This is a genomic window from Dactylosporangium sp. NBC_01737 (genome assembly GCF_035963215.1).
Classification (GTDB): Bacteria; Actinomycetota; Actinomycetes; order Mycobacteriales; family Micromonosporaceae; genus Dactylosporangium.
In genome coordinates this window covers 3,022,980-3,043,830 of record NZ_CP109153.1, presented here as the reverse complement: position 1 = coordinate 3,043,830, position 20,851 = coordinate 3,022,980, and the positions used below count along the sequence as shown (strand labels likewise).

The following is a 20,851-nucleotide window of genomic DNA, read 5'->3' as shown; positions in this document are numbered from 1 at the left end:
TGCTTGTGTTGGGGCTGCTGGGGGTGTCTACCGCGAGTGGTAGTTGGGTGCCTCGACGGTCATCTGGATGTCGTGCGGGTGGCTCTCCTTGAGCCCGGCCGCGGTGATCCGGATGAGCTGGCCCCGCTCGTGCATGTCGGGGACGGTGGCGGCACCGACGAAGCCCATGCCGGAGCGCAGACCGCCGACGAGCTGGTGGGCCACCGCGGCGAGGGGGCCGCGGAAGGGGACCTGGCCCTCGATGCCTTCGGGCACCAGCTTGTCGTCGGACAGCACGTCGTCCTGGAAGTAGCGGTCCTTGGAGTACGACCTGGCCTGGCCACGGGACTGCATGGCGCCGAGCGAGCCCATCCCGCGGTAGGACTTGAACTGCTTGCCGTTGATGAAGATCAGGTCGCCGGGGCTCTCCTCGCAGCCGGCGAGGAGGCTGCCGAGCATGACGGTGTCGGCGCCGGCCACGATCGCCTTGGCGATGTCGCCGGAATACTGCATGCCGCCGTCGCCGATGACGGGCACGCCGAGCGGTGCACAGGCCCTCGACGCCTCCATGATGGCGGTGATCTGCGGCACGCCGACGCCGGCGACGACGCGGGTCGTGCAGATGGAGCCGGGGCCGACGCCGACCTTGACCGCGTCGGCGCCCGCCTCGGCGAGGGCCCTCGCGCCGGCGTAGGTCGCCACGTTGCCGCCGACGACGTCGACCGTGGTCTCCTTCTTGAGCCGGGCGACCATCTCGACGACCTGCCGGTTGTGCCCGTGCGCGGTGTCGACCATGACGATGTCGAGCCCGGCGTCGATGAGGGTGCGGGCGCGCTTGTAGGAGTCGTCGCCGACGCCCACCGCGGCGGCGACCCGCAGCCGGCCGGCGTCGTCCTTCGTGGCGTGCGGGAACTTCTCGCTCTTGGAGAAGTCCTTGACGGTGATCAGGCCACGGAGCTTGCCGGCGTTGTCGACGATCGGCAGCTTCTCGACCTTGTGCTTGCGCAGCAGCGCGCGGGCCTCGTCCTTGCTGACCCCGACGAGCGCGGTGTAGAGCGGGGTGACGGTCATGATGTCGCGGACAGGGGTGGACGGATCGGAGACGAACCGCATGTCCCGGTTGGTGACGATGCCCACGAGCTGGCCGGCGGCGTCGACGACCGGGACGCCGGAGATGCGATACCGCCCGCAGAGCTTGTCGACCTCGCCGAGGGTGTCATCGGGCGAGCAGGTGATCGGGTTGGTGACCATCCCGGCCTCGGACCGCTTCACCAGGTCGACCTGCTGCGCCTGGTCCTCGATCGACAGGTTGCGGTGCAGCGTGCCGATGCCGCCCTGCCGTGCCATGGCGATCGCCATCCGGGCCTCGGTCACCGTGTCCATCGCGCTGGAGATCAACGGGATCCGCAGGGTGATGTTCCGGGTGACGTGGCTGGAGGTGTCGACGGCGCTCGGCACGACGTCGGACTCACCTGGCAGCAGCAGCACGTCGTCGAAGGTCAGGCCCAACGGCAGCCCGGAGCTGCCGGAAGGGCGTGACATCACGTCAGGTCGCGGCGAGAAATCCATGAAGCGCATCCCAGCTCTCGGTCGTCCGGCGGGTGCGTCTCATCGTACTTCCGCCCTGGCGGCGCACCCCTCCGCCATAGCCGGACGTGCCGTGGCTAACTCCGCCCTGACCACCGCTCTGCATACCGAGCCCCACGCACGCGGCTATTGGGGCTACCGTTGAGGCGTGCACGAAGAGCCCATCGACCCCTTCGCCGGTGACCCGGCCGATCCTTCGGCCGAGCTCGACGACAGTGGTGCCGACGACCCGTTGACCGCCGCCGAGCGCCAGGACGTTCTCGAGGACCTTGCCGACCTCGAGATCTACCAGGCGCTGCTCACGGCGATCGGCGTCCGTGGGCTCGTCATCGAGTGCGAGGACTGCCACGAGCCGCATTACTTCGACTGGGACCTGCTACGGGGAAACCTGAAGCACCTGCTCACGTCGGGCCGGCCGCGGGTGCACGAGCCGGCGTTCGATCCGGACCCTGACCATTACGTCACATGGGAGTACGCGCGGGGTTACGCTGACGGAGTCCATGACGCACTCGCGAGTGCGACGGACGACAACGAAGGCTGAGCCGGAGGCGCCCTCGTTTAGGTTTGCCGCGGGTGGGGTACCGACGCGGCATGGCTCGGAGCGCTAACTCACCAGACCGGCACGGAAGGCCGCAGCGACGGCATGTGCACGGTCACGCGCTCCCAGTTTCCGGAACAACCGGCGAGCGTGCGTCTTGACCGTGTCCTCGGAGACGAAGAGCTCCCGGCCGATCTCGGCGTTGCTCTTGCCGTCGGCCATGCCACGCAGCACCTGCAGCTCACGCTCGGTCAGCTCGACGCGCCGCCGCGGTGGTTCGCCGGGCACGTCGCCGCGCTGCTGCGGCACGCCGGCACCCACGACCCGCGCGCCGGGCATCCCGACCGCGGTCCTCGCGGCGCCGGGCAGTCCCCGGCCCGCCGGGAGCACCCCGCCGGCCGGTTGGCTCAGCGTGCCGACCCGCGCGGGCAGCACCGGGTCGCCGCTGCCGCGGCCGACCTGGCTCAGCACCAGCAGCACCGCCTTGGCAAGGGTCGTCACCGGGTCCGCCGTGTCGACCCGGATGACCGCCCTGGCGCCGGCCGCGATCGCCGCGGCCGCCGCGCGCGGCTCCTCCGTGCCGAAGAAGACCACCGTCGAGCCGGGCGACACCGCCAGGACACGGCGGGAGAACTCAGCACTGTCCGGCCGGGCCAAGGTCGGGTCGGCCAGCACCAGGTCCGCGGGCTGCTCACTGAGCCGGGCCAGGGCCTCGACCATCGTGACGGCGGTCCGCACCGCGTGTGCCACCCCGAGCCTGGCCGCGGCTGCAGCGACCGTCTGTGCCGCGACCTGTGTTCGCACACACACCAAAATCGTACGCACCGTCGTGCTCCTCTCTCTCAAAGAGAGAAACACGAAATGGCGAGATCTAGACGTGGTTTCGCCGCGATTGGCCTGCGAGAAATTGATCGACGACATCCCGTTACCTGCGGCGGTCTCGCGCGTTGTACAGGGTTTGTGCAACGCGCGAATTCCAGTCCGCAAGCTAGGAAGGAGGGGCGAATGACGAATGTGACTCGACTGCCCGGCCCGATCGCGGACGTGTGGGACTGGCAGCGGCTCGGTCTGTGTCGCGGCCGCGACAGCGCACAGTTCTTCCACCCGGACGGTGAGCGCGGCGCGTCGCGCGGCCGGCGTGAGGCCGCGGCGAAGAACGTGTGCCGCGCGTGCCCGGTCCGGGCGCAGTGCGCCGCGCAGGCCCTCACGACCCGTGAGCCGTACGGCGTCTGGGGCGGTTTCAGCGAGGGCGAGCGCCTGCGGCTGCTGGCCGTCGGCTGGGAGGACTGCGCCGACCGGGGTCGCACGACGGTCGACGTGTCGCGCCTGGAGGCGAAGCTTGGGCTGCGTCCCTCGCCGCCGCTGGTGCCGCTGCGCACGGTCCGGACCCATCCCGCGCCGAACGTGCCGGCCCAGCGCCGCCGCGCCGGCGCCGACCGCGCCCGCCCCGCCGCCAGGTAACACCCACCGCACCACGCGCATCGGGCCCGGCCATCGGCCGGGCCCGCCGTGTTGCCCACGCAGGAAAACCGGGCACGCCGGAGAGCCCACGCAAGAAGGCACACACGCCGGAGACCCCACGCAAGAAGGCCCACGCCGGAGGACCGGCCGGGTCAGCGCACCTCGACCTCCACCGAGTGCCATCCGGTGGCGCCGTCCGGATCCGGTGGCGCCACGGCGTCGGTCTGGGTGTCGCCGCCGTTGTCGGTGGCCCGCACCGTCAGCCGGTGCTTGCCGGGGGTCGCGGTCCACTGCAGCGTCCACTGCCGCCACGTGTCGATCGACGGCACGGCGGCGAGTTTCGCCTGCTGCCAGGGGCCGTCGTCGACGCGGACCTCGACCTTGGAGATGCCGCGGTGCTGCGCCCAGGCGACCCCGGCGATCATGACCTGCCCCGCGGCCGGGTTGCTGCCGTCGCGCGGGGTGTCGATCCGCGACTGGGTCTTGATCGGGCCTTCCCGTGCCCAGCCGCGATTGATCCAGTACGCGTCGAAATCGGCGAACGACGTCAGCTCCAGCTCGGCGAGCCATTTCGTGGCCGACACGTACCCATAGAGACCCGGCACCACCATGCGGACCGGGAAACCGTGCGCGATGGGCAGCGGCTCGCCGTTCATTGCGATGGCGAGCATCGCGTCCCTGCCGTCACGCAGCACCGCGGTCGGGGTGCCGGCCGTCCACCCGTCGACGGACCTGCTGACCACCTGGTCGGCGCCGGCCTTGGGACGGACCTCGTCGAGCAGGTCGGCGATGCGCACGCCCTGCCATTTGGCGTTGCCGATCAGGCCGCCGCCGACCTCGTTGGAGACACAGGCCAGCGTCACGTACCGCTCGATCATCGGACGCTTGAGCAGCTCCTCGAAGGTGAGGGTGAGCGGTCGCTCGACCCGGCCGTGGATGCGCAGGGTCCAGTCCTCCGGCGACACCTGCGGCACGACCAGGGTGGTGTCGATGAGGTAGAAGTTCTTGTTCGGGGTGACGAACGGCGCCAGGTCGGGCAGGCCCGCGTCGGCCTCCGGCGGCAGCGGCGTGGCGGTGTCGGGCACCGGAGGGATCTGCACGGCGGCCCGGTCCGCCTCGACGCCGCGGCGGGTCGCCCACCAACGGGCGGTCAGCCCCACGACGAACGCGGCGGCGAGGGTCCCGCCGGCCGCGCGGAGGAAGAAGCGGCGTTCGTCGTACGTCTCGACCGGCGGACGCGTGAGCAGCCAGTGCAGGACGGCGGCGCCGGCGACGGCCCCCGTGAGGGTGGGCACGAACGCATACCAGGGCGCGTCGTGGCGGGTGAGCGCGGCCACCGCGCCGACGAGTGCGAAGATCCCGATCCCGGCGTACCCGTACACCATCCGGCGGGCAGCGAGAACACCGACGACGGCGGCGAAGACGGCGAGGATCAGCAGCGTGCCGACCTGCAGCGCGATCTTGTCGTAGGTGTAGAAGACCTCGACGGCGAAGTTCTTGACGGACGCGGGCACCGCGTCGATCACAACCCCGCCGACGGACACGAGCGGGGAGGTGCTCGCGCCGGTCAGGATCGCGACGACCTCGGCGACGCCGAGCGCCACCCCTGCGGCGGCCAGCCCGGCGAGCGCGGCGTTCCTACGAGGATGCACGGCTCCAGTCTGCGCCGTGGATCAACGCCCACCAAGGGCGGTAATCGATCCCTAATAACTGTCGGGGCCCCTCCGTCGCTTGGAGGGGCCCCGACAGTCATCTAGAAACCGGGGCCGTGCGAGTGGCCGTGCCCGTGGCCGTGACCGCCTGCTGCGGCGGGCTCCGGGGCGGCCGGCTTCTCCACGACCAGGCTCTCGGTCGTGAGCAGCAGACCGGCGATCGACGCGGCGTTGGAGACCGCGCTGTGCGTCACCTTCACCGGGTCGACGATGCCGGACTTGACCAGATCGACGTATTCGCCGGTGGCGGCGTCGAGACCGTGGCCGAAGTCGAGCCCGGTGACCTTGCCGACGACGACGTAGCCGTCGAAGCCCGCGTTCTGCGCGATCCAGCGCAGCGGCTCGACGAGCGCCTTGCGCACGATCGAGACACCGACCTTCTCGTCGCCGGTCAGGCCGAGGTCGCCGTCGAGGACCGGGAGCACCTGGGCCAGGGCGGCGCCGCCGCCGGGGACGATGCCCTCCTGGACCGCGGCCTTGGTCGCGGAGATCGCGTCCTCGATGCGGTGCTTGCGCTCCTTCATCTCAACCTCGGTGGCGGCGCCGGCCTTGATGACCGCGACCCCACCGGCGAGCTTGGCGACCCGCTCGTTGAGCTTCTCCTTGTCCCAGTCGGAGTCGGAGGCCTCGATCTCCTTGCGGAGCTGCTCGACCCGCGCTGCGACCTCGCTCTGCTCGCCGCCGCCGTCGACGATCGTGGTGAGCTCCTTGCCCACGACGATGCGCCGGGCCTTGCCGAGGACCTCGGTGCCGACCGACTCGAGCTTGTAGCCCAGCTCGGGGGCGACGAGCTCGGCGCCGGTGAGGATCGAGATGTCCTGGAGCATGGCCTTGCGCCGGTCGCCGAAGCCGGGCGCCTTGACCGCGACGACCTTGAAGGTCTTGCGGATGGCGTTGACCACGAGGGTCGACAGGGCCTGGCCCTCGACGTCCTCGGCGATGATCAGCAGTGGCTTGTTGTCCTTGACGATCTGCTCCAGCAGCGGCAGCAGCTCCTCGATGGCGGCGATCTTCTGGGTGGTGACGAGGACGTAGGTGTCCTCGAGCACCGCCTCCTGCGACTCCGCGTCGGTCACGAAGTGCGGGGAGATGTAGCCCTTGTCGAACTGCATGCCCTCGGTGACTTCGAGCTCGGTCGTGAGGGTGGAGCCCTCCTCGACCGTGATGACGCCGTCGCGGCCGACCCGCTCCATCGCCGAGGCGATCAGGTCGCCGATGGTGGCGTCCTGCGCGGAGATGGTGGCGACCTGAGCGATCTCGGTGTGGCTGGCGACCGGGGTCGCCTTGTCCTTGAGCGCCTTGACGACGGCGGCCGTCGCCAGGTCGATGCCGCGCTTGATGCCCGCCGGGTTGGTGCCGGCGGTCACGTTGCGCAGACCCTCACGGACCAGCGCCTGGGCCAGCACCGTGGCGGTGGTGGTGCCGTCACCGGCGACGTCGTTGGTCTTGGTGGCGACCTCTTTGACCAGCTGGGCGCCGAGGTTCTCATAAGGGTTGGTGAGCTCGATCTCTTTCGCGATCGTCACACCGTCGTTGGTGATGGTCGGGGCACCGAACTTCTTGTCCAGGACGACGTTGCGTCCCCGCGGGCCGAGCGTGACCTTGACCGTGTCGGCCAGGCGGTTGACGCCGTGCTCCAGCAGGTGGCGCGCCTCGTCGGAGAAGCTCAGGATCTTCGCCATGCGTGTGATGTCCCTTCAAAGCGACACCGCCCCGGCCGCCAGCGCTGCGCGCACGGGTCCGGGGCGGTGGCCACTGCTCTACTTGGTCTGGGTCACTTCTCGATGACCGCGAGGACGTCACGGGCGGAGAGCACGAGGTACTCCTGGCCGCCCCACTTGACCTCGGTGCCGCCGTACTTCGAGTAGATGACGGTGTCGCCGACCTTGACGTCGATCGGGACCCGGTTGCCCTTGTCGTCGATACGACCGGGGCCCACTGCCTGGACGGTGCCCTCCTGGGGCTTCTCCTTGGCGGTGTCCGGGATGACGATGCCCGAGGCGGTGGTCGTCTCAGCCTCGTTGGCCTGGACCAGAATGCGGTCCTCGAGCGGCTTGATCGCAACCTTCGTCGCGGTAGTCACGGGCATACCCTCCTGGGGTATTGAATCTTACGCTATCGAGTGCCCGGTGAAGCCGTCGTCGCGGGTGCCGGCTCCAGCCGGTTGGCTGGCACCCTCGACACGAGAGTGCTAATCGGAGGTTATGTCGCTGGCTAGCACTCCGTCAAGGAGAGTGCCAAACACGCCACGAAATCACCCGTCGTCGGCTACGCGACGCACACGGGCGGGGACACCGTGGGAGATCTACGCTCGGCGGTATGAAGAGGCTGCTCGGCACGCTGATCGTCACCGTCCTGACCGTGGGTTCCCTCACTGCCTGCGGCAAGAAGGACGACGGTGGCACGGTCGCGGCCGGGTCCAGCACCGGCCCGTCGGACTCCGCCGCGTTCGGCGAGGGCCCCGGCGGCAGCGGCGGCGGTGCCACGCCCACCGGCGGCAGCGGCGGCAGTCAGAGCGCCGGCACGGACAAGAGCGCCGCCCCCGCCTACCCGGGTGACGCCAAGGGCTACTGCCAGGCCGTCGTCTCCGCCTGGGCCAAGAACGACTCCGGCCGGATCAAGCAGCTCGCCGGCAGCGGCGCCGTGTCCAACTTCCAGTACATCGAGAAGGGCGCCGACAGCAACTGGAAGTACGTCAAGAAGGACGGCTCCGACTGCATCCTGCGCAACGACCACGGTGACCAGCTCCAGGTCACGATCGACGAGCACAACCTGGGCAAGCCGCAGGCCGTCACCGACGTCGTGATCGAGAAGACCGAGTACCCGTCGGACCCCGGAAGTTACGTGAACAACTTCATCAACGCCTGGTACAACGGCAATACCCAGCGCATGGCCTCCTACTCCAGCCACTCGATCGCCAGTTCCTACGGCGGCAAGAAGGCCCCGCCGAACTGGACCGAGAGCCAGCCCAAGGAGGACAAGGGCGACTACTGGCTGGTGCACGGCTCGTCGAACGCCGGCGACAGCTATACCTTCAAGGTCAAGAAGAGTCTCGGCAAGGCCGGCGGCATCCTAGGGATCTCATAACGCATGCTCGAACAGGCGCTCGAAGCCGCCGCGGCACTGCCCGACGGTGACCCCTTGGCGGCCGCGTCGGCGCTGCGGGCGGCCGGCTTCCCGCCGGACCTCGCCGCCGCCGCGCTCACCCAGGTGGCGCTGCGGCGCAAGGCGGTCACCAAGTTCGGCGCCGACGCGGCCGTGATGCACTTCACCCGCGCGGGTCTCGAGCAGGCCACCCGTGGTCCGGTCGCGGCGCGGCGGGCGGCCCGGCTCGCGGCCGCCGGTGCGACCCGGGTCGCCGACCTGGGCTGCGGGATCGGCGCGGACACCATCGCATTCGCCCGGGCGGGCCTGCGCGTGCACGCGGTCGACGCCTCACCCGAGACGGCAGCGACCGCGTCGGCGAACGTGCTCGCGTTGGGTTTGGCCTCAGGTGTACAGGTGGAGGCCCGCGACGCCACAGCACTGCCGCTGGACGGCTTCGACGCGGTGTTCTGCGACCCTGCCCGGCGCACCTCCGGTGGGCGCCGGGTGTTCGACCCCCGTGCCTACTCGCCGCCGTGGGACTTTGTCGTCGGGCTGGCTTCCCGCGTACCGATGACGGTGTTGAAACTCGCTCCTGGGATCGACCACGCGCTGCTGCCGCCCGGCGCCGAGGGAGAGTGGGTCTCCGTCGACGGTGACGTGGTGGAGGCCGCGGCATGGTGCGGCCCCCTGGCGGCCGCTCCGCGTCGGGCAACGCTGTTCCAGGGCGCGGAGGTGGTGTCGCTGACCGGCAGCGGCGTGGCGGCGGCCCCCGTCGGACCTGTCGGAAATTTCGTGTATGACCCGGACGGTGCGGTGATCCGGTCGCATCTCGTCGCCGAGTTCGCGGCGACGGTCGACGGCACGCTCGCCGATCCCACCATCGCGTACGTGTACACCGCCGCGCCCGCGCCGACCCCGTTCGGGCGCTGCTACGAGGTCCTCGACCAGCTGCCGGTCGCGTTGAAGCGGCTGCGGACGGCGCTGCGCGCCCTGGACGTCGGCTCGCTGACGATCCTGAAACGCGGCTCGGCGCTGGACGTGGAGGAGCTGCGCCGGTCGCTGCGCCTGTCCGGCAGCCGGGCCGCGGTGATCGCGCTGACCCGGGTCGCCGGCGCACCGGCCGTGCTCCTGCTCCGGCCCGTCCCCCTCGTCCGGGGTCAGTAGAGCTGCTGGCCCAGGCGGCGCTGCAGGTCGATGAGCACGTCGTCGGCCAAGTCCTCCGGCGGCCGGCGCCCCAGCTGCTCCGTCAGCATCCGCCCCGATTCGCGGCACATGTCCCACGTGATGCGCTCGTGCAGCCAGCGCAGCCACTCGACGATGTCGTTGATGAAGAACGCGACGATCTGCTCCGAACCCCGGACCCGCCGCTCCTCTCCCATCACCGTCAACGCCGCCGCCAGCCGCCGCCGCGGGAAGTCGTGCCCGTTGAGCGCGTCGGCGAACACGTCGGCCCGGTGCCGCGGCGCCGTCGGCGCGACCGTCAGCTTCGGAAACGGCGGCTCGCCCGACGTCCACACCTGCGCGCTGCGCGGCACGAACTCCGGCTCCAGCACCACGTCGATCCGCGACGCGTGCCCCGGGTCGTCGACGGCGACCAGCACCCTCGGCTCCACCGAGCTCACCTTCGTCACGAACCGCGACAGCCCCGTCGCCTCCTCCACACAGAACCGCGCGTCGGGCAGGTCCAGCACCCCGTCGAACACCAGCCGGCCGACCCGTGGCCCGGCCCCCTGCCACAACCGGACCCTGACCAGCCCGACCTGCGGCCGCGCCGCGACCCGCACGTGCCGGTCGGTCGCTGTGATCGGCCCGTCACCGTCGAACACGGACATGTCACGGCCGCTGGTGGCGCCCAGGAAGATGTGCCCGTAGCCCAGGTACATCTGGACGGCACCGATCTGCATCTCGCTATTGTGGGCCAGTGGCGAGCAAGGGCACCCCGGCGACCGCACTGTTGGCGCGGCAGAAGATCGCGTTCACCCCACACACCTATGAGGTCGACCCCCGGGCCGCCTCCTACGGCGAGGCGGCCGCGGCGGCCCTCGGCGTCGAGCCCTCCCGCCTCTTCAAGACCCTCGTCACCACCATCGACGGCCAGCTCACGGTCGGTGTCGTGCCCGTATCCACGTCCCTGGACCTCAAGGCCCTGGCCGCCGCCGTCGGCGGCAAACGGGCCGCGATGGCCGAGCCCGCCGCCGCCGAACGCGCCACCGGCTACGTGACGGGCGGCATCTCCCCGGTCGGCCAGCGCTCCCGCCTGCCCATCGTGATCGACGCGTCGGCTTCCGGACTGTCCACGATGTACGTCTCAGGCGGCCGGCGCGGCCTGCAGATCGAGCTCGCCCCCGACGACCTGGTCCAGGTCACCGGCGCCGTCCTCGCCGAGATCGCGGCCCGGTGACCATGCGCGCCTCCGACGACGACCGCCAGCGCGTCATCGAAGCGCTGCAGCACCACACCCCAGGTGGGCCGCCTCTCCTTGGACGAGTTCGCCGACCGCTGCGACACCGTCCTCGCCGCAAAGACCCTCGACGCCCTGGTCGCAGCCATCCTGCTCGGCCTCGTCTACGCCGCGTTCCACTGACCGGTCGTTCTGCTGCCTGATCGCCCCGTTCCGCAAGCAACCGTGCAGTCCGCTCTGCACGCGACCCGCACCGCACGCGGAGCCGCACCGCACGCGGAGCCGCACCGCACGCGGAGCCGCACCGCACACGGGGCCGCACCGCACACGGGGCCGCACCGCACACGGGGCCGCACCGCACACGGAGCCGCACCGCACACGGAGCCGCACCGCACACGGAGCCGCACCGCACACGGAGCCGCACCGCACACGGAGCCGCACCGCACACGGAGCCGCACCGCACACGACCTACACGGCACGCGAACGCGGGCGCCCACCGCACCGGACGCGAACGCACGCGCGCCGCACCGCACCCGACCCGCATGCGGGGCCGTACCGCATCGCACCGCACGCAACCGCGGGGGCCGCACCACAAGCGACCCAATCCCGGCACGGCCCGCGCCGTACGCAACCATTCCCGGCGCAACCTGCTCCGCACGCGGCCTGTCCCGCGCAACCTGCTCCGCACACGACCTGCTCCGCGCGACCTGCTCGCACGCGGCCTGTCCCGCGCGACCTGCTGCGCACACGACCCTGCTCCGCGCGCACGCGGGGCGCTCCTCGCGCGCAACCACGGGGCGCTCCCCGCAGGACGACCCTGAGATTCGGCCCACTCTCCGACGCGACGATTCCGGGAATTCGGCCCACCCGCACACGCGCCCGGCGGCCGCGGGGCGCTCCCCGCACGACGACCCGATTCGGCCCACCCGCACACGCCACGACTCCGAGATTCGGCCGACCGTCCACTGCGGATGCCCACACCGCCCGCAGTGGCCGGCGTCACGCCAACGGCAGATCACACCCGGTCTCGCGCTGCTTCGCGGCCCTGACCTTGCGCTGTTGAGCCGCCCGGTCTCGCGCTGCTTCGCGGCCTTGGTCGGCCCAGCGCCGCCGTCGTCGGTCCGCGCGCCCGTTCCCGAACGCGACCGAACGAGGCGCCAGGCTGGCGCGGTCGTGTCGCAGGGGCGCGGTGGCCGGTGGGGGCGGGCGACGGGCCAGGGACGCGGCGGTCAGGTGTCGGCGGCAGCAGATCACCGGAGAGCGCGGATCCCGGGCGGTGACGGCGCGTCCTGCTTCCTAAGCCACCCTAACGCGGCCACCTAATTTTTCGAGCGGCTCGTCACCCACTGTAATAGCTGCGCGGGGTCAGGCGGTGGGTTGGCGGTCGGTGCCGTGCCAGGAGCGCCACAGGGCGGCGTAGGCGCCGTTGGCGGCGACCAGGTCGTCGTGGCTGCCGAGTTCGGTGATGCGGCCGTCCTCGACGACGGCGACCCGGTCGGCGTCGTGGGCGGAGAAGAGGCGGTGGGCGATGGCGATCACCGTGCGGCCGTGGAGGGCGCCGGCGAGGGAGCGTTCGAGGTGGCGGGCGGCGCGCGGGTCGATGAGGGACGTCGCCTCGTCCAGGACGAGGGTGTGCGGGTCGGCCAGGACCAGGCGGGCGAGGGCCAGCTGCTGTGCCTGCGCCGGGGACAGGGGTGGCTCGCCGAGGGTGGTGTCGAGGCCGTCGGGGAGGGCGTCGACCCAGTCGAGGGCGTCGACGGTGGCGAGGGCGTGGCGCAGGTCCGCGGTCGAGGCCAGCGGCCGGGCAAGGATGAGGTTGTCGCGGACGGTGCCGAGGAAGACGTGGTGTTCCTGGGTGACGAGGGCGACGTGCCGGCGCAGCTCGGACAGCGGCAGGTCGGTGAGGGGCACGCCGCCGACGGTGACGGTGCCCGCGCCGGGGGTGTGGATGCCGGCGAGGAGCCTGCCGAGGGTCGACTTGCCAGCGCCGGAGGGGCCGACGACGGCGAGGCGTTCGCCGGGCTGGATCTCCAGGTCGATGCCGTGCAGGACGTCGCGGCCGTCGACGTACGCGTAGCGCACCCCCCGTGCCACCAGCCGGGCATCCGAAGGACTCGGAGAAGAAGGACCCAACGAGGAAGAAGAAGCGGCCACGGCGACGGACTGGATGCCGACGATGCGGGCGAACGAGGCAAGGCCGACCTGCAGCTGGTCGAACCAGGACAGGACCCGGTCAAGGGGGTCGATGAGGGCGACGAAGTACAGGACCGCGGCGGTGACCTGGCCGACCGTGGCCCAGCCTTCCATGACGAACCAGCCGCCGGCCACGAGGGTGACGGCGCCGGGCAGGACGTAGCCGAACTCGGTGAGCGGGAACCAGACGGTGCGCAGCTTCAGCGTGTACAGGTTGGTGGCGTACACGCCGCGCAGGTGTTCCTGGGTGCGGTCCACGCGCCGTTGCCCCAGGCGCAGCACGTCGACGGTGCGGGCGCCCTCGACGGTTTCGGCGAGGCCGTCGGTGAGCTGGGCGAAGGCGGCGCTGGAGGCGAGGTAGCCGGCGGGGGCGCGGCGGAAGTACCAGCGGGAGCTGTACCAGAGGACCGGCACGGCGATGAGGGCCGGCAGCAGCAGGAGCGGCGAGACGAGGGCGATGGCGCCGACGGTGAGGACGACCTGCAGGACGCCGACGACGACCTCGGGCAGCGCGAAGCGGACGGTGCTGGAGGTGCCTTCGACGTCGCGGGAGGCGCGGGTGAGCAGGTCGCCGGTGCCGGCGCGTTCGACTGTGGACGGCGGGACGGCGAGGACCCGGTCGACGAACTCCTCGCGGAGGGTGGCGAGGACCTGTTCGCCGAGGCGGGCGGAGGCGAGGCGGGCGTAGCGCACCAGTACCGACACGACGACGACGAACCCGGTGATGGTGAGGGCGATGCGGTCGACGGTCCAGGTGGTGGTGCCGGCGGAGGTCTTCTCGACCAGGTCGCCCAGCAGGCGGGGGGTGACGAGCCCGGCGACGGCGGCGCTGACGTGCAGGGCGACGACGAGGGCGAGTATCCGCGGGTGGGACCGCATGAGGCGGCGCAGGTAGGCGCGGACCTCGGCGCCGGTGGCGATGGGCAGCAGCATCAGGTGTCCTCCTCCCTGGTGACGGTCGCGGCGTAGGCGGGGCAGGTGTCGAGCAGCTCGCGATGGGTGCCGGTGGCGGCGACCCGGCCGGCGGTGTCGACGAACGCGACGGTGTCGGCGCGGTCGAGCAGCAGCGGGCTGGTGGTGCACACGACGGTGGTCCGGCCGGCGCGGACGGCGGGCAGGTCGCGGGCGATGAGGGCCTCGGTGTGGGTGTCGACGGCGCTGGTCGGTTCGACGAGGACGAGCACGGGCGGGTCGAGGGCGACGGCGCGGGCGAGGCGGAGGCGCTGCTGCTGGCCGCCGGAGAAGTCGCGGCCGCGTTCGGCGATCTCGGTGTCGAGTCCGTCGGGGAGGGCGTCGACGATGTCGCGGGCGGCCGCGGCGTCCAGGGCGCTGAGGACGGCGGCGGGCTGGTCACCGAGCTCGTCGCGGAGGCGTCCGCGGAAGAGGCGGTCGTCGTTGTCGGCGACGACGATGTGCGACCTGACGTCCTCGATCGTCATGTTCCGCAGGGGTACGCCCAGCAGACGCGCCTCGGAGGCGGGGTCGAGCAGTCCGATCCGGTCTGCGATCGCCGCGGCGTCCTCGGGCCGGGCGGCGGCGATCGCGGTGAGGCGGCCGTGCGCGGCGACGAAGCCGGAGCCGGGATCCTTGAGGTCGCCGCCGGTGAGCGGGGCGGGTTTCGCGGGGTCGCTGAGCTCGGGTTCGACGCGCAGGAGGGTCACGACGCGGCCGGCGGCGACGAGGCCACGGGTCACTTTCTCCGCGAACTCGGTCAGGGTCCGCAGCGGGCTGACCAGGAACGCGGCGTAGGCGTAGAAGGCGACCAGCTCACCGGGGCTGATCTTGCCGGCGACGGCGAACCGGGCGCCGAGCCAGGTGACGAGGGCGACGAACAGGCCGGGGAGGAGGATCTGCGCGCCTTCGAGGAGGGTCTCGACCTTGGCGACGCCGATGCTGGCGGTGCGGACCTGCTGCGACTCGGTCCGGTACCGGCCGGACACGACGTCCTCGCCGCCGATGCCGCGCAGGATCCGCAGGCCGGAGACGATGTCGGCGGCGCGGCCGGTGAGGGTGCCGGCGAGGTCGCGCTGGGCGCGGCGGCGCTGGTGGAGGGGTTTGAGGAGCACGCCGACGACGGCGACGAGCAGCGGCACGCCGAGGACGACGACGAGGCCGAGGGGCACGGAGACGTCCAGCAGCAGGACGGCCACGACGATGATGGCGACGACGGCGCCGCCGGCGCGGGCGCTGACGTCCATGGAGTAGCCGATGTGGTCGAAGTCGGTGGTGCCGATGCTGACGACCTCGCCGGCGGCGACCTTCTTCGGCAGGGTCGCGCCGAGGCGGGTCGCCTGCCGGGCGGTGACCTGGACGGTGCGGAAGCCGGCGCCGAGGAAGTTGGTGACGGCGAACCGGTGCCGCATAACGCCGCTCACGGCGGTGATGATGCCGAGGCCGAGCAGCGCGCCGCCGGCGCCGAGCAGGGCGGTGCGGTCGTGGGTGGTGAGGGCGTCGACGCCGGCGCCGAGGGCGGCGGGGACGAGTGCCTGGCTGACCATCCAGACGATGCCGAGGGCGATGCCGGGCAGGATGGTCGGGAGCTGGTTGCGCAGCACCCACAGCAGGTAGCGGGCGGCGGATCTGCTGTCGGGTTCACCGGGGTCGTCGAGCGGCAACCGTTTCATGGCCCGCCGACGGTAACCCGGAAGGCCATGGCAGCGCCTTACATTTTCCAGCCGATGGGCACCGGTCTCAGCGGTCGACCTCGGTGAAGTCCCAGGCCTGGGGGCGGCGGGAGACGAGGTGCGACGGCGGGTCGGTGAACTCCTCGGGGGTGCTGCCGCGCCACTTGGAGATGACGACGAGCCGGTGATCCGTGGAGGAGTACACCTCGCTGGAGATGTGCATCGGGTGGACCTCCACCTTGGGCAGCATCGCCTCGCACACCCAGGACAGCAGTTCGCCGAACGCCTCGGGGTGTGCCCGGACCTCCCACATGCGCACGATCACGGCGCTGGACTCTACTCCCATGCGTTCAGAGTTGCCTTCCTCGCTTCGGAGCCCGTCATGGCGTGCCCCCGCTCCGCTCCGGTCACGCCGTGACAAGCGTGATCGGCATCGCCGAATCGGTCGGCAGGCCGAGGTGTCCGGGTGCGGCGCCGGCGGCGACGAGGTGCGCGCCGAGGGCGGCGACCATGGCGCCGTTGTCGGTGCACAGGCCGGGTCGCGGGACGCGCAGCGTGATGCCGTGCCGGTCGCAGCGCTCCTGGGCGAGGGCGCGGATGCGGGAGTTGGCGGCGACACCGCCGCCGATGACGAGGGTCCGGACGCCGCTGTCGAGGCACGCGTCGACGGCCTTGTTGGTCAGCACGTCGCAGACCGCCTCCTGGAAGCTGGCGGCGACGTCGTTGACGGGGACGGGCTCGCCGGCGCGTTGCCGGGCCTCGACCCAGCGGGCGACGGCGGTCTTCAGCCCCGAGAACGAGAAGTCGAAGCGGTGCTCGACGAGGTCCCGGGCGGCGGTCAGGCCGCGAGGGAACGGGATGACGATCTGGCCGTCGCGGGCGGCGCGGTCGATCGGCGGCCCGCCGGGGAACGGCAGCCCGAGCAGCCGGGCGACCTTGTCGAACGCCTCGCCGGCGGCGTCGTCGATGGTGGCGCCGAGCGGCTCGACCCGCCCGGCGAGGTCGTCGACCTTGAGCAGCGAGGAGTGGCCGCCGGAGACGAGCAGGGCGATCGCCGGCTCGGGCAGCGGTCCGTGTTCGAGGGTGTCGACGGCGACGTGCGCGGCGAGGTGGTTGACGCCGTAGATGGGTTTGCCGGCGGCGAGGGCGTACGCCTTGGCGGCGGCGACCCCGACGAGCAGCGCCCCGGCGAGGCCGGGGCCGGCGGTGACCGCGATCGCGTCGACGTCGGCGAGGGCGATCCCGGCGGTGTCGAGGGCCCGCTGGACGGTCGGCACCATGGCCTCGAAGTGGGCGCGGCTGGCGACCTCCGGCACGACCCCGCCGAAGCGGGCGTGCTCGGCGACGCTGGAGGCGACCTCGTCGGCGAGCAGGGTGTGCCCGCGGACGATGCCGACGCCGGTCTCGTCGCAGGAGGTCTCGATCCCGAGCACCAGCGGCCCGGCCAGGGGGTCAGTCTTCACGCATCATCACCAGTGCATCCGTGTTGCTCGGCTGGTAGTAGCCCTTGCGGACGCCGACGCCCTCGAACCCGTAGTCGGCGTACAGCTTCTGTGCGGGCAGGTTGTCGACGGCGACCTCGAGCAGCACCTTCCGGGCGCCGTGCCGGGCCGCCTCGGCGAGCAGGGCCTCCAGGAGCCGCCGGCCGATGCCGCGCCGCTGTGCGTCCTTGCGGACGCCGACGTTCTGGATCCAGGCCTCGTCGGGTGGGGCGAGGGCGAGCCCGGCGTACCCGACGACCCGGTCGCCGTCCGGGCCCGGTTCCAGGGCGACGAGGTAGTGGTGGCCGCTGGCGAGCTCGTTCCAGAACATGCCGGCGGACCAGCGTTCCTCGCCGAACAGTTCGTCCTCGATCGGCAGCAGCGCGTCGATGTGGAACCAGCGCAGGTCGGCGAGCTCGACCGTCACGGCAGGGCCGGCTTGCGCTCGCCGGGGGCGACCGCGTCGGGGCGGCGCAGGTACAGCGGCGTCAGCGTCTCGCCGGGTGCCTTCGCCCGGATGCGGTCGGCGGCGAGTTCGGCGAGGGCGCGGGCGGATGGGTACCGCGGCGGCAGCACGGGCAGGCCGAGCACATCGGCGTACTTGTCGGCGCCGTCACCCGCGGCCGCGTCGACGGCGGTGCCGGTGCCGGTGCCGGTGCCGGTGCCGACGGCGGCGGCGGCGGCGGCGGCGGCGGTAGAACGGCTGCGGTAAGAACGGCTGCGGGCTTGTCGACCGCGGGCCCGTCGACGCGGACACCGTCGAGATACGTGGCCCAGTAGACCTCTTTGCGGCGGGCGTCGGTCGCGACGAGCAGCCGGCCGGGCAGGCCGTGGCCGATGCCGTCGAGGGAGCAGACCCCGTAGACGGGGATGTCGAGGGCGTGGCCGAGCGCCGCGGCGGTCACCATGCCGGCGCGCAGGCCGGTGAACGGGCCGGGGCCGGTGCCGGCGACGACGGCGGCCAGGTCGCCGGGTGCCGCGCCGCCTTCGGCGAGGACCGCGTGGATCTGCGGGGCGAGCAGCTCGCCGTGGGCCCGGCCGTCGACGGTGACCCGCTCGGCGAGCACGGTGACGTCCTCATCGGCGACGCGGACCAGCGCGGCCGTCACCGCGGGCGTCGAGGAGTCCACCACCATCACCAGCACGGCGCCAACTCTACCGACCGGCCTGTGACGCATGTCCGGGGTCGTGACTGCGATCAGTTAACCGATTCGCAACGAGCCGGGCCTAGCATCGGCCGACATCTACGCGGGGCGCGTCAGGAGAGCCGATGACTGAGCCGGTCCTGGTCGTGGACATGGGTTCCTGGGCCATGTCCGCTGCTGTCCTCGTGCGTGACCAGCTGCACCTGCTGCGGGAGCCGCTGACCGGTGCGGTGCGCTGGCCCGCCGGTGCGAGCCTCGACCCTGCGCCGGGGCGCCCGAGGCTGACCGCCGGGGCCGCCGCCGAGCGGCTGCGCGACGAGCATCCGCGGCACTACGTCGACGGGGTCCGCCGGGCCGTCGACGCCAACGCGCCGATGTGGCTCGGTGACCAGCTCATCAACGGCACGGAGCTGGTCACGGCCGCGCTCGGCGCGATCATCGAGGAGGCCGGGCGGCGGCACGGCAGGATCGCGCGGCTGGTGGTGACGGTGCCGGCGGCGTACCGGACCCATGACCCGCGGCGGGAGCTGCTGGTGTCGGCCGCCGCGGTCGCCGGGTTCCCCGACGTCGAGCTGGTCCATGACCCTGCGGCGGCCGTCGCGGACCCCGTGGCCGCGCTGGAGGTCGTCGAGGGTGGCTACCTGCTGGTCTGTGACCTCGGGGCGACGTGGAGCGCGACGCTGACGCAGCTGCAGCACGGGGTCCCGGTGCCGTTGAGCCAGGAGAGCTCCGGCAGCGGCCGCGACCTCGATGTGGTGCTCGCCGCGGACCTGCGGGCGAAGCTGGCGCAGTGGGTGGAGCCCGCGTTCACAGCCGGTGGGGACGTCAGTGTGCGGGCCGGCTTCCACGCGCTGGACATCGTGCGCCGGGTCAAGCATCAGCTGAGTGAGGCGCTGGAGGCGACGGACCGCATCGAGCCGGGCGCACCGCCGTACACCATGAGCAGGGACGTCCTCGACCAGCTGACGGAGCCGGCGAACCGGTGGCTGATCGCCAGCTGCCGGGCGGTCATCGCGCGGGCGGGGATCGTGCCGGCGGACGTCGCCGCGGTCCTGCTGGTGGGCGGCAGCGCGCACCTGCCGAGCGTCGCCCCGGCGCTGCGGCACGGCCTGAACCGTCCGGTGACCCGGCCGGCGGAGCCGGAGCTGGCGGTGCTGCGGGGAGCGGCCCGGCTGTCCGGTGGCCGCGCCGGGCGCGCGTTGCCGGCGGACCCGGCGCCGTGGCGGGTGGAGCCCCTCGCGTGGACGGTGCCCGGTGGGCGTGGCCGGCTGGTCCGCTGGCTGGTGAAGGAGGGCGAGGGGTACCCGCAGGGTGCGCCGCTCGCGCAGGTCCGCACCGCCGACGACCGGGTGTTCGACCTGACCGCGGGCCGCACCGACGGGGTCCTGCTGGAGCACCGCGTGCCGATCGGTGGCATGGTCGTGTCGGGTGCGGCGGCCGCGCACGTGCGGATCTCCCCGACGGTGGAGCGGTTCCAGCTGGCGAAGCGCCACCACCTGCGGGTCACCGGCGACTGGCTGCTCATGCCGGACCGCCGCACGCTCGTGGAGTGTTCCCGCACCGGCGAATACGTCAAGGTCCGGTCGATCGACAGCGGCGCTCTGGTCACCGAGCTGCGGCCCGGCCGCGGCGCGGGCCGCCCCGAGCACGGGCAGGTCCTGCTGGGGCCCAACCATCAGCTGTCGCTGGTCACCTGGGACGCCGCGGGCCACTTCTGCGTGTGGGACGTGCTGTCGGGGCGCATGACCAGCAGCTTCTCCGACGCGCAGCGGCCCGACGCGGTCCTGGTCAACGAGGGCGAGTGGCGGCTCGTCGCCACCGGTGAGGGCGCGGCGAGCGTCGGGCGGTACCGCCGTGACGTGGCGACCGTCTGGGACCTCGCGACCGGTGAGCGCCTCGACAGGGTCGTCGGTGAGGATCTGACGCGGCGGTTCACCGGGTACACCGGATCCAGCCGCGCCGACGCGTTCGCCACCGAGATGTCCACCCCGGACGGCCGGCTGACGGCCGCGGTCCTCGACGGCTCGATCCGCGTCCGGGACGTGGAGACCTCCTCGGAGGTGTTCCGCGCCGACCTGGCCCCCGCCCGGCAGGTCCGCACGGCGTTCTGCCATGAGGGCCGGCACCTGCTGGCCCGCTGCACCGACGACGAGGGCACCTCAGTCGACGTCTGGGAGGTCCTGCAGCCCGCGTAGCCTGCCCGGCCAGCCCTGGCCGTGCGCGACGACGGTGACGGTGCGCGAGTCGTCGTCGTGGCGGGTCAGGCGCAGCTCCAGGTGGTCGTCGGTGAGCCGCTCGACGAGGCCCTCGCCCCATTCGACCAGGGTCACCGAGTCCTCGAGGGTGGCGTCGAGGTCGAGGGCGTCGATCTCGCCGACGGGATCCTTGACGTCGCCGAGCCGGTACGCGTCGACGTGCACCATGGCGACGCCGCCTGCGGTGGCGGGCCGGTGGACCCGCGCGATCACGAACGTCGGTGACGTCACCTGACCCTGGACCCGCAGCCCGGCGCCGATGCCCTGGGCGAGGGCGGTCTTGCCGGCGCCGAGGGGGCCGGTGAGCAGGACCAGGTCGCCGGCGCGCAGGACCGCGGCGAGCCGGCGGCCGAAGGCGTGCGTGTCGGCGACGGTCGGCAGCGTCAGG

General features: G+C 72.3%; 18 protein-coding genes and 2 pseudogenes. 7 read left to right on the top strand and 13 right to left on the bottom strand.

Annotated features, from left to right (window positions below; translation table 11 throughout):
- Positions 1-27: 27 nt before the first annotated feature.
- Positions 28-1,548: an IMP dehydrogenase gene (guaB, locus tag OHA72_RS13610; protein WP_327008184.1), complete on the bottom strand. Its 1,521-nt coding sequence runs from the start codon at positions 1,546-1,548 to the stop codon at positions 28-30.
- A 166-nt stretch (positions 1,549-1,714) separates the two neighbouring features.
- Here guaB and OHA72_RS13605 point away from each other — a divergent pair, with 166 nt between their 5' ends.
- A complete protein-coding gene (locus OHA72_RS13605; protein ID WP_327008183.1) occupies positions 1,715-2,107 on the top strand; it encodes a DUF5319 domain-containing protein in 393 nt (130 codons plus the stop codon).
- 63 nt (positions 2,108-2,170) lie between these two features.
- Here OHA72_RS13605 and OHA72_RS13600 read toward each other — a convergent pair whose 3' ends face one another.
- Complete coding sequence (locus OHA72_RS13600) at positions 2,171-2,929, bottom strand: helix-turn-helix transcriptional regulator (RefSeq protein ID WP_327008182.1); 759 nt, start codon at positions 2,927-2,929, stop codon at positions 2,171-2,173.
- 180 nt (positions 2,930-3,109) lie between these two features.
- Between OHA72_RS13600 and OHA72_RS13595 the strand changes: the two are divergent.
- A pseudogene (locus tag OHA72_RS13595) lies at positions 3,110-3,475 on the top strand (WhiB family transcriptional regulator); the annotation flags it as partial.
- 242 nt (positions 3,476-3,717) lie between these two features.
- Here OHA72_RS13595 and OHA72_RS13590 read toward each other — a convergent pair.
- The 3 genes from OHA72_RS13590 to groES all read right to left on the bottom strand — a co-directional run bounded on the left by OHA72_RS13590 (position 3,718) and on the right by groES (position 7,366).
- The gene (locus OHA72_RS13590) at positions 3,718-5,139 is read right to left on the bottom strand and encodes a molybdopterin-dependent oxidoreductase (protein WP_442788717.1); all 1,422 of its coding nucleotides are present in this window, start codon (positions 5,137-5,139) and stop codon (positions 3,718-3,720) included.
- A gap of 179 nt (positions 5,140-5,318) precedes the next feature.
- On the bottom strand, positions 5,319-6,959 hold the full coding sequence (gene groL, locus OHA72_RS13585) for a chaperonin GroEL (protein WP_327008180.1): 1,641 nt from the start codon (positions 6,957-6,959) through the stop codon (positions 5,319-5,321).
- A 92-nt stretch (positions 6,960-7,051) separates the two neighbouring features.
- The gene (gene groES, locus OHA72_RS13580; protein WP_203845131.1) at positions 7,052-7,366 is read right to left on the bottom strand and encodes a co-chaperone GroES; all 315 of its coding nucleotides are present in this window, start codon (positions 7,364-7,366) and stop codon (positions 7,052-7,054) included.
- Positions 7,367-7,596: 230 nt separating this feature from the next.
- Between groES and OHA72_RS13575 the strand changes: the two genes are divergently transcribed.
- Both OHA72_RS13575 and OHA72_RS13570 read left to right on the top strand, forming a co-directional pair.
- Positions 7,597-8,364: a hypothetical protein gene (locus tag OHA72_RS13575; protein WP_327008179.1), complete on the top strand. Its 768-nt coding sequence runs from the start codon at positions 7,597-7,599 to the stop codon at positions 8,362-8,364.
- Between the two features lie 3 nt (positions 8,365-8,367).
- Positions 8,368-9,528 (top strand): class I SAM-dependent methyltransferase, encoded by a 1,161-nt coding sequence (locus OHA72_RS13570; RefSeq protein WP_327008178.1) that lies wholly within the window; start codon positions 8,368-8,370, stop codon positions 9,526-9,528.
- Here the strand turns inward: OHA72_RS13570 and OHA72_RS13565 are convergent.
- On the bottom strand, positions 9,522-10,268 hold the full coding sequence (locus tag OHA72_RS13565; protein ID WP_327008177.1) for a hypothetical protein: 747 nt from the start codon (positions 10,266-10,268) through the stop codon (positions 9,522-9,524). The two genes, OHA72_RS13570 and OHA72_RS13565, sit on opposite strands and share 7 nt — an antisense overlap.
- Positions 10,269-10,285: 17 nt before the next feature.
- Between OHA72_RS13565 and ybaK the strand changes: the two genes are divergently transcribed.
- Positions 10,286-10,765, top strand: coding sequence for a Cys-tRNA(Pro) deacylase (gene ybaK / locus OHA72_RS13560; RefSeq protein WP_327008176.1), 480 nt, complete (start codon positions 10,286-10,288; stop codon positions 10,763-10,765).
- Between the two features lie 63 nt (positions 10,766-10,828).
- The gene (locus OHA72_RS13555) at positions 10,829-10,948 is read left to right on the top strand and encodes a DUF1707 domain-containing protein (protein WP_327008175.1); all 120 of its coding nucleotides are present in this window, start codon (positions 10,829-10,831) and stop codon (positions 10,946-10,948) included.
- 1,182 nt (positions 10,949-12,130) lie between these two features.
- On the opposite strand, the gene OHA72_RS13550 is transcribed toward OHA72_RS13555, so the two are convergent.
- From OHA72_RS13550 to tsaB, 6 genes and pseudogenes are all read right to left on the bottom strand, one after another.
- A complete protein-coding gene (locus OHA72_RS13550; protein WP_327008174.1) occupies positions 12,131-13,891 on the bottom strand; it encodes an ABC transporter ATP-binding protein in 1,761 nt (586 codons plus the stop codon).
- Positions 13,891-15,582: an ABC transporter transmembrane domain-containing protein gene (locus tag OHA72_RS13545; RefSeq protein WP_327008173.1), complete on the bottom strand. Its 1,692-nt coding sequence runs from the start codon at positions 15,580-15,582 to the stop codon at positions 13,891-13,893. Before OHA72_RS13545 ends, OHA72_RS13550 begins: the two co-directional genes overlap by 1 nt.
- Positions 15,583-15,649: 67 nt before the next feature.
- Positions 15,650-15,907, bottom strand: coding sequence for a hypothetical protein (locus OHA72_RS13540; protein ID WP_327011553.1), 258 nt, complete (start codon positions 15,905-15,907; stop codon positions 15,650-15,652).
- Between the two features lie 82 nt (positions 15,908-15,989).
- The gene (tsaD, locus tag OHA72_RS13535) at positions 15,990-17,045 is read right to left on the bottom strand and encodes a tRNA (adenosine(37)-N6)-threonylcarbamoyltransferase complex transferase subunit TsaD (RefSeq protein WP_442788575.1); all 1,056 of its coding nucleotides are present in this window, start codon (positions 17,043-17,045) and stop codon (positions 15,990-15,992) included.
- Positions 17,035-17,490, bottom strand: coding sequence for a ribosomal protein S18-alanine N-acetyltransferase (gene rimI, locus OHA72_RS13530; protein WP_327008172.1), 456 nt, complete (start codon positions 17,488-17,490; stop codon positions 17,035-17,037). The genes tsaD and rimI overlap by 11 nt, the downstream gene beginning before the upstream one ends.
- A pseudogene (tsaB, locus tag OHA72_RS13525) lies at positions 17,487-18,208 on the bottom strand (tRNA (adenosine(37)-N6)-threonylcarbamoyltransferase complex dimerization subunit type 1 TsaB). Before tsaB ends, rimI begins: the two are co-directional and overlap by 4 nt.
- 125 nt (positions 18,209-18,333) lie before the next feature.
- Between tsaB and OHA72_RS13520 the strand changes: the two are divergent.
- A complete protein-coding gene (locus tag OHA72_RS13520; RefSeq protein WP_327008171.1) occupies positions 18,334-20,403 on the top strand; it encodes an Hsp70 family protein in 2,070 nt (689 codons plus the stop codon).
- On the opposite strand, the gene tsaE is transcribed toward OHA72_RS13520, so the two are convergent.
- Entirely contained in the window at positions 20,368-20,850 is a 483-nt protein-coding gene (tsaE, locus tag OHA72_RS13515) for a tRNA (adenosine(37)-N6)-threonylcarbamoyltransferase complex ATPase subunit type 1 TsaE (protein ID WP_327011551.1), read from the bottom strand. The genes OHA72_RS13520 and tsaE overlap by 36 nt on opposite strands.
- Position 20,851 lies beyond the last annotated feature (1 nt).

Excerpts from the sequence above, each read along its gene's own strand:
- guaB (WP_327008184.1), bottom strand. The coding sequence starts at position 1,548 with ATGGATTTCTCGCCGCGACCTGACGTGATGTCACGCCCTTCCGGCAGC.
- groL (WP_327008180.1), bottom strand. The coding sequence starts at position 6,959 with ATGGCGAAGATCCTGAGCTTCTCCGACGAGGCGCGCCACCTGCTGGAG.
- groES (WP_203845131.1), bottom strand. The coding sequence starts at position 7,366 with ATGCCCGTGACTACCGCGACGAAGGTTGCGATCAAGCCGCTCGAGGAC.
- OHA72_RS13575 (WP_327008179.1), top strand. The coding sequence starts at position 7,597 with ATGAAGAGGCTGCTCGGCACGCTGATCGTCACCGTCCTGACCGTGGGT.
- OHA72_RS13570 (WP_327008178.1), top strand. The coding sequence starts at position 8,368 with ATGCTCGAACAGGCGCTCGAAGCCGCCGCGGCACTGCCCGACGGTGAC.
- OHA72_RS13565 (WP_327008177.1), bottom strand. The coding sequence starts at position 10,268 with ATGCAGATCGGTGCCGTCCAGATGTACCTGGGCTACGGGCACATCTTC.
- OHA72_RS13550 (WP_327008174.1), bottom strand. The coding sequence starts at position 13,891 with ATGCTGCTGCCCATCGCCACCGGCGCCGAGGTCCGCGCCTACCTGCGC.
- OHA72_RS13545 (WP_327008173.1), bottom strand. The coding sequence starts at position 15,582 with ATGAAACGGTTGCCGCTCGACGACCCCGGTGAACCCGACAGCAGATCC.
- OHA72_RS13520 (WP_327008171.1), top strand. The coding sequence starts at position 18,334 with ATGACTGAGCCGGTCCTGGTCGTGGACATGGGTTCCTGGGCCATGTCC.